This window comes from Acidovorax sp. IB03, assembly GCF_016406015.1.
In the GTDB taxonomy this organism is placed as follows: domain Bacteria; phylum Pseudomonadota; class Gammaproteobacteria; order Burkholderiales; family Burkholderiaceae_C; genus Acidovorax; species Acidovorax temperans.
This window is the reverse complement of record NZ_JAEFCH010000067.1, coordinates 1-6,158: the sequence shown is the minus strand read 5'-3', so window position 1 is coordinate 6,158 and position 6,158 is coordinate 1. Positions and strand designations below refer to the sequence as shown.

The 6,158-nt window shown below is 53.5% G+C and carries 12 protein-coding genes; 1 reads left to right on the top strand and 11 read right to left on the bottom strand.

All coding sequences use genetic code 11. The features are described 5' to 3' along the window. Positions 1-401, top strand: a 401-nt coding sequence (locus IHV84_RS19830) for a nitroreductase family protein (protein WP_198848128.1), incomplete at its 5' end; no start/stop codon positions are given. Positions 402-598: 197 nt separating this feature from the next. Here the strand turns inward: IHV84_RS19830 and IHV84_RS19825 are convergent. From IHV84_RS19825 to IHV84_RS19785, 11 genes are all read right to left on the bottom strand, one after another. Continuing rightward, on the bottom strand, positions 599-1,000 hold the full coding sequence (locus IHV84_RS19825; protein ID WP_198848127.1) for an FKBP-type peptidyl-prolyl cis-trans isomerase: 402 nt from the start codon (positions 998-1,000) through the stop codon (positions 599-601). Between the two features lie 388 nt (positions 1,001-1,388). Beyond that, complete coding sequence (locus tag IHV84_RS19820) at positions 1,389-2,693, bottom strand: hypothetical protein (protein ID WP_233100151.1); 1,305 nt, start codon at positions 2,691-2,693, stop codon at positions 1,389-1,391. A 103-nt stretch (positions 2,694-2,796) separates the two neighbouring features. Further along, a complete protein-coding gene (locus IHV84_RS19815) occupies positions 2,797-3,531 on the bottom strand; it encodes a HEPN domain-containing protein (RefSeq protein ID WP_198848126.1) in 735 nt (244 codons plus the stop codon). Between the two features lie 5 nt (positions 3,532-3,536). After that, positions 3,537-3,608, bottom strand: a complete 72-nt coding sequence (locus IHV84_RS20840; protein ID WP_370541326.1) for a hypothetical protein — start codon at positions 3,606-3,608, stop codon at positions 3,537-3,539. 11 nt (positions 3,609-3,619) lie between these two features. Then, positions 3,620-4,021, bottom strand: coding sequence for a hypothetical protein (locus IHV84_RS19810; RefSeq protein ID WP_198848125.1), 402 nt, complete (start codon positions 4,019-4,021; stop codon positions 3,620-3,622). Between the two features lie 30 nt (positions 4,022-4,051). Beyond that, entirely contained in the window at positions 4,052-4,312 is a 261-nt protein-coding gene (locus tag IHV84_RS19805; RefSeq protein WP_198848124.1) for a hypothetical protein, read from the bottom strand. 73 nt (positions 4,313-4,385) lie between these two features. After that, positions 4,386-4,724, bottom strand: a complete 339-nt coding sequence (locus IHV84_RS19800) for a hypothetical protein (RefSeq protein WP_198848123.1) — start codon at positions 4,722-4,724, stop codon at positions 4,386-4,388. A gap of 92 nt (positions 4,725-4,816) precedes the next feature. After that, positions 4,817-5,062, bottom strand: a complete 246-nt coding sequence (locus IHV84_RS20565) for a hypothetical protein (RefSeq protein WP_233100150.1) — start codon at positions 5,060-5,062, stop codon at positions 4,817-4,819. A gap of 19 nt (positions 5,063-5,081) precedes the next feature. After that, positions 5,082-5,327: a DUF1010 domain-containing protein gene (locus tag IHV84_RS19795; protein ID WP_084002007.1), complete on the bottom strand. Its 246-nt coding sequence runs from the start codon at positions 5,325-5,327 to the stop codon at positions 5,082-5,084. Positions 5,328-5,467: 140 nt separating this feature from the next. Continuing rightward, positions 5,468-5,830 carry a cupin domain-containing protein gene (locus IHV84_RS19790; RefSeq protein ID WP_013722854.1) on the bottom strand — a complete coding sequence of 121 codons (363 nt, stop codon included), beginning with the start codon at positions 5,828-5,830 and terminating at the stop codon, positions 5,468-5,470. Positions 5,831-5,885: 55 nt separating this feature from the next. Further along, positions 5,886-6,131, bottom strand: coding sequence for a DUF1010 domain-containing protein (locus tag IHV84_RS19785; RefSeq protein ID WP_198848122.1), 246 nt, complete (start codon positions 6,129-6,131; stop codon positions 5,886-5,888). Positions 6,132-6,158 lie beyond the last annotated feature (27 nt).

The following is a 6,158-nucleotide window of genomic DNA, read 5'->3' as shown; positions in this document are numbered from 1 at the left end:
ATGATCTATCTCGCAGCTGGGGTTATCAACTCCCGTTGATTCTCAACGCGCCCTACACCAACGAGGTGCGTGGCTTCAAGAACGAAGGCTGGGAAAACTACCGCAACATGCTGCTGAGCACCTACCCCCAGCGCGGTGCCGAAGTGAACCACCAGCACGCAGCCCGCCAAGCCTATATCGGTATGAGCGCCTCCATCATTGCTGCCGCCTTTGAAGAAGTGGACAGCACCCCCATGGAAGGCTTCGACCCCGCCGCCCTCGACGAAATCCTGGGCCTGCGCGCCAAGGGCCTGCGCAGCGTGGCCATCCTGCCGCTGGGCTATCGCGCGGATGAAGGCGACTGGCTGGTGAACCTGAAAAAGGTACGCCGCCCCCGTGAGCAGTTTGTGACCAACGTGTAAGGCACACCGCCTGCAAGGCATAACAAAAAGCCTCCCGACCAAAAGACGGGAGGCTTTTTGCTTGGCGGCGCCAGCTGCCCATTTACTGCGGCTGGTGCTTCAATTCCAGCACGTAGGGGCGACCAATATCCGTGCGGGCTGGACCTACCAAGGCCTTGCAAAGTGCATCCGGCCATGTGGGCGAAGTCAACTGCCGCTCAGCGCCTCACAGAAATCAACTCGACCTCAAAGTTCAAAGTGGTGTTCGGCGGAATCACCCCGCCCGCGCCACGCTCGCCATAGGCAATGCTGGCAGGGCAGGTCGGCTTGGCCTTGCCGCCCGGCTTCATGCGCTGCACACCTTCCGTCCAGCAAGGAATGACGCGGTTCAGCGGAAACTCGGTGGGCTCACCACGCTTGTAAGAGCTGTCGAATTCCTTGCCATCCAGGAACATGCCCTTGTAATGCACCTTCACGGTGTCAGTGGCCTTGGGCGACTCGCCCGCGCCGTCCTTGATCGATTCATAGACCAAGCCACTGGCGGTGGTGACAGGTTTGGCTTGTGCCATGGCGGCGGGGGCGATGGCCAGCGAAGTGAGCAGGGCAAAAAGAACGCGCATGAAGAAAGCTCTGACAAAAACAAAGGCCGATGGTAGGGCCTTGGGTGTGACGTGAGGGAGGCAAGGCGGTGCGGATTGGGGCGCTATCTGCCTGCAGGGGGGCTGCCGGTGGTGCAGAGGCGGCACAACGCTTTGAAAATGATAGCTGCCAGCGCTTACTGCGAAAGCCCTAGAGGCCAAAAAGACCACAAACCAGCGTAACGCCACCAGGCGAAGCCCGGAGAAACGGCAAACCCATCGCTGCACAGCGTTTGAGAAACTGAATGCCGTTTGAATAAACATGGGCTTGAATAAAGCTGGGTTTCAGTGGTGCTAACGTTTGACATGAGGGGCAGCTGGAGGCGGGCGAAGCCCGCCGGAAGCTGTCCCCTCGATGGAAGGGTTAGAACTATTTGCTCCAGTGCGTATATGCAGCGGCTGCCTTGGCCGGAACGGTAGATGCATCAATGAGCTGAACCAGAGCTTTGAAGCGAGTACGGCAACTTGCATGTGTCCTGAGTCGCTCTGCTAGCACTCCCTTCTTTCCAGGGAGACTCAACATGATTTCAACTTCACTCGGAGAGAAGCTCTTGATCATCTTGTGATAGTGAGGGATTGCCGCATTTGAAACGCCGTATGGGTTTCCCGTCGCGCATGTCACGACAGTCTCAACAAGCTCATCCTTGACGGTGTCAGGTGTTGCAACTTGCCCAGACAGTTGTAGCAATCGCTCAGCAAATGGAGGCTCGTTATAGAAGTTGTCGAACGACTGATGAACAGCAAGAAGGCGCTTGCAAGCGTTTGACAGCAAGGAATGGACTTCATGCTCCCCAAGCAGGGCGAGCATTCCAAGCTTCTCGAAGAACTGCTGCGATGCCTTGTGGCGCTTCTCATCGCCCTTTGCTATGTAATCGTGATGACGATTGATGAGATCTGATCGAGCTTTGGGAGTGAAGTGCGGCGCAAAATCTGCTGCCACCGACAGCGCGTTCACTCGGGCTTCTTCGTTGCTCGCAGGGTCGCTGTAGATGCCGTGAAGGGAACCGAAAATCAGATACTGCTGCGCTTCGTGGGTCTTCTGAATGCGATGCGCCCACTGATCTTTTTGTTCGGGTGAGAACTTTCCGCCTTTGATGGCCGCCATGAATGCGGAGAGATTGACGCCGATCGGGTTGTGCTCATTGCCCAGTGCGTACTTGGCGCAGCGGTTTGTAAAACCGATGAATTCGTGGTCATCAATCTTTCCGACGACCGGATGAGCTGCAGAGAAGTTGTTTCGAATATCTCGGCATTGGTCGAGGAAAAAGTAACCATCCTCTGTAATCAGATTGAGCTTGAGGCAGAGACTCAGCAGTTCAGCGTCTTTTAGGTCGAGGAGGGCCTGCTCGTCGAACGAGGTCTTACCCGTGATCTGTTCAACGACATTGAGCCCAAACCGCTTGACCTTCTCGCGGAGTTCAATGATTGAACAGTTCCAGATGTAATTGATGGCACTGTCAAAGAGTCCGGATGCGACCGCGACGCACATTCGCGCCATGCCTTCAGTTCGAAGCGCTGGCGGAATTTTCTTGAGAATTCCCGGAAGATTCGTCCACGCCGTTTCGATCTCAGACTGAGACGCAAGAATCTCGCGAGGTATGCCGAGCGCTTTAGTTAGCTGATCCAGGACTGGCAGTGTGTTCGCCGAAATGGCGGGCAGGTGGACATCTGTCATTTTTCTCTCCCTTAGATGTTGGCAGTGTGGTTCCGAGTACTTCTAACGTTGAAGCTAAGCCGCGAGCGGCGGCCTGCCGACGCGAGTCGGCTTGAGCGACTGGTTAGACCGCATTTCTGTAGGCTTCAACAACGTCCTTTGGCAGGAAGACATACTTAAGGACTTCATCCAGAATTTCAGGATGCAGTGAGAGCGGCGAGTTTCCACTCATAGAGGTTCGCGTGTAGCTGACGGAAGTTCTGCGCCGCTTTCCGAACTTCAGGTTGTGCCAAACCAAGCCTGCCCTGCTGGGATGATCCGACTTGGCAAGCACTTTCTCCAAGTGACCACCCATGATGGAAAACTCCTGCGGTGCCTTGGTTTCTGCTCGTTCATTCCGCTTGAGCTCAAGCGCTAGCAAGTTGACCTCTGTACCGCCGGGAGGCTTCACGTTGTAGTCAAGAACGCGCGCATAGCGCCTGAGCTCCCAGACCGCCGTATCCAAGCGGAACAGCTCGTCTCCCATGGAGTAGTACGGTGTCTCGTAGTACCGAAAACGGCCATACGTATCCAGGTACTGAAGGAACTTGTGCGTGTCTGGGGATAGGCGAACCTCAAACTTCTTCGACTGCTCGAAAGCGTCGAGAAGCTTCGATAGATCGTGACTCCTTGGAGCTTTGATTCGATTCAGAACGAGGATGCACTTCAGATACTTCTCAATCGCCTGGAGGCTCTGCCAAAGAAACTGCGGCACGAGCTGCGCACGGAAAGATAAGCGAGCTGCAATGTAGTCGCAGTCGGCTACATCTCGGAATGACCGAATAGCAAAATCGTTGAGAAGAATGTCGGTGTTGTACATGCGGTCTAACGCCTAAGGTAAGCCGTTCGCCGAAGGCGAATCGGCTTGAGCGACAAGTTAGGCCATGATGTGGCCAAAATGGGGTGTATTAGTTTTTGGACTTCAATTTCTCAAGAGAACTTCTATATCGCATGCCATCCATGAATCTATTTAATGACATATGCACGCCCCCTTTTATATCTTCAATAATCATTAAATCCGTTAATTCAGGGCATGATGCTTCTAAAATGCGTGGTTTGTGCAATTTACCCTTTTCGTCTTCTATCAAGCTGCGAGTGTTGCTTTTTATTCTGCAAGTGATTACGCTATCTGATTTTTTGCTCAGATTTACAACCTCTCCATCAAAGCTTACTTGGTACTCTCCATCTTTTGTTGAAGAGAAAAATGGATCGAACCCTGTTCGGTGAACTTTTTCTAGGGCTATTGTCTGGGCGTAGCTAAAATGGAGGTTCAAGGCAAGAAGGGGGATGATAATTATTTTTAATGACATTGAGTTTTGCGATTGGATCGCGCGTTGATATTAGGTTTGTCTTTGTGTTGAATTTTTTAATTGATCTTCTATGATCCTTAGTAGCGTTTGTCGCGCGCTTGGAGAGAGTTGAAAAATTTTCTCGAGACTCCAGTTTTTGTAAATCCATCTGGCAGTTTCTTCGGCGACCGGATAGGCTGATGAACTGTTGAATGCCAAGTCTCCCTCTGCTTCCTCAATGGAGACGCCGTTGGCGTCTCTCATTTTGTTCCGTTGATCACTTGCTGCGAACCATTCAATACTCAAGCTCATAAATAAATTATGTTAAGGTAATGTTCTGGAGTTGGATTTAAGCGGCAGCTAAGCCGTTGCATTGAACGAACTGTTAGCCACCGTTGGCAATGACAAGGTCATGATGTTGCTCGAGATATTTGAGCATGCGATCAAGTGCGGAAATTACGTCGAGTTGGTTGGCGCCAAAAGCATAGTAGCCACTACGTAGAGCGTCGTCTGAGACGGAGTCAGGAATGGTGCCGGAGCTAACCTTTTGCTTAGAGCCATCGGATAGCCGCAGAGTTAGTGGATAACGAAAGCTGCGACCTTCGGCTTCCCGTATGCCGCCAGGGCCATAGTTTTGGATGTTTGCGTTGTAGCAGGCGTTGCCGAGGATGCTCTCAAGCCTGACGAGAACTTGACGACGAGATTTCTGAAGATGATCGGCCACAATACTTCCCCTATAGCGACTAACGATAAAGCTAAGCGGCTGCCGTAGGCAGTCCGCTTGAGCGCTGGGTTAGACCCAGCCTTCCCAAGGCACTACTTTCGACCCTCATCGAAGGCCTTTTTGAGTTTGCTCGCCAAGGTAGATGCTTCTTTTGTGGCTTTGCCTGCAACTTTGGCCGTGTTCTCAAGAGCCGTTGGCGCGTGTCGTTGTGCGGCGCGTACACCACGTATAAGTGTTCGCCATACCCAGCGGCAGACTGCAAATACGAGATATAGGAAAACGACCGTTATAACGCCTTTCACGGCGGCATCGGCAACGCTCCATTCTGCGTCAGACATTTGCTGAGATCCCCTCTGTTTAACGGCCAAGGTAAGCGGCCCGCAGAATGCGGGTCCGCTTGACCGCAGAGTTAGACCCGAAGGCCAACAGGGAGCGCCCGGACTTGAAGACGGGCGCAGCCCACGAAAAAGCGCTGGGCCACGGAAGCGGCGCAGCGCTGCAAAAATGATAGCTCGTGGCGCTTGCTGCACAAGCGCTGGAGGCCCAAAAGGCTTCAAAGCCTTTGGAACAGGGCGGAGCGCTGGAACAGGTGGCTGCGCGCATGAAACGGGTGATGGGACTAACGCCCGCGGTAAGCTGCGCCGGAGCGAAGCGGAGGGTACCAACAGGCGGAGCCTGTTGGCGTCAGCTTGACCAAACAGTTAGGCTGGGGAGCGGAGGCAGCTTGTTGCACTTGATATCCCCTATGTTTTTGCTGATAGCGGTTCATAACCAGCATCCAAAGGCGCAACCACTGAAATGAACCGAAGTGGGCCAACGCTGGTGCAAAGAACACCGTGCACCTGCCCTTTGTTTGCAACTACGATATCCCCCGGAACAATTGCAACGGTGTTGCCTTGCTCGTCAATTTGATATTGACCTTCCCCTGAAAGGATGGTCCATGTATCTTGTCCGTCGGGGTGAATATGTGGCGCAATAGTTTGGCCGGGCTCCACATGCCAAGCCACGATAACTGAATGCGAAGATTCAACAACAACAGACCGTATTGGTTCTTTCTCGGCTGGCTGCATGAATTCATGGGACTTATACACGCGGTGAGTGCTCATTTTTTGCTCCGTAAATGCAAGCCTTTGGGCAGCAAGATTCGCGCCGCCCAAAAGTCTAACGGCCAAGGTAAGCGGCCCGCAGAATGCGGGTCCGCTTGACGGCAGAGTTAGACCCGAAGGCCAAAAAGGGGCGCCCTGACTTGAAGACGGGCACAACCCACGCAAAAGCGCTGGGCCACGAAAGCGGCGCAGCGCTGCAAGCATGATAGCTGGTGGCGCTTGCTGCACAAGCGCTGAAGGCCCAAAAGGCTTCAAAGCCTTTGGAACAGGGCCGAGCGCTGAAATAAGTGGCTGCGCGCATAAAGCGGGTGATGGGACTAACGGCCAA

Excerpts from the sequence above, each read along its gene's own strand:
- IHV84_RS19810 (WP_198848125.1), bottom strand. The coding sequence starts at position 4,021 with ATGTCATTAAAAATAATTATCATCCCCCTTCTTGCCTTGAACCTCCAT.
- IHV84_RS19805 (WP_198848124.1), bottom strand. The coding sequence starts at position 4,312 with ATGAGCTTGAGTATTGAATGGTTCGCAGCAAGTGATCAACGGAACAAA.
- IHV84_RS19790 (WP_013722854.1), bottom strand. The coding sequence starts at position 5,830 with ATGAGCACTCACCGCGTGTATAAGTCCCATGAATTCATGCAGCCAGCC.
- IHV84_RS19795 (WP_084002007.1), bottom strand. The coding sequence starts at position 5,327 with ATGCGCGCAGCCACCTGTTCCAGCGCTCCGCCCTGTTCCAAAGGCTTT.
- IHV84_RS19815 (WP_198848126.1), bottom strand. The coding sequence starts at position 3,531 with ATGTACAACACCGACATTCTTCTCAACGATTTTGCTATTCGGTCATTC.
- IHV84_RS19785 (WP_198848122.1), bottom strand. The coding sequence starts at position 6,131 with ATGCGCGCAGCCACTTATTTCAGCGCTCGGCCCTGTTCCAAAGGCTTT.
- IHV84_RS19820 (WP_233100151.1), bottom strand. The coding sequence starts at position 2,693 with ATGACAGATGTCCACCTGCCCGCCATTTCGGCGAACACACTGCCAGTC.
- IHV84_RS19825 (WP_198848127.1), bottom strand. The coding sequence starts at position 1,000 with ATGCGCGTTCTTTTTGCCCTGCTCACTTCGCTGGCCATCGCCCCCGCC.
- IHV84_RS20565 (WP_233100150.1), bottom strand. The coding sequence starts at position 5,062 with ATGTCTGACGCAGAATGGAGCGTTGCCGATGCCGCCGTGAAAGGCGTT.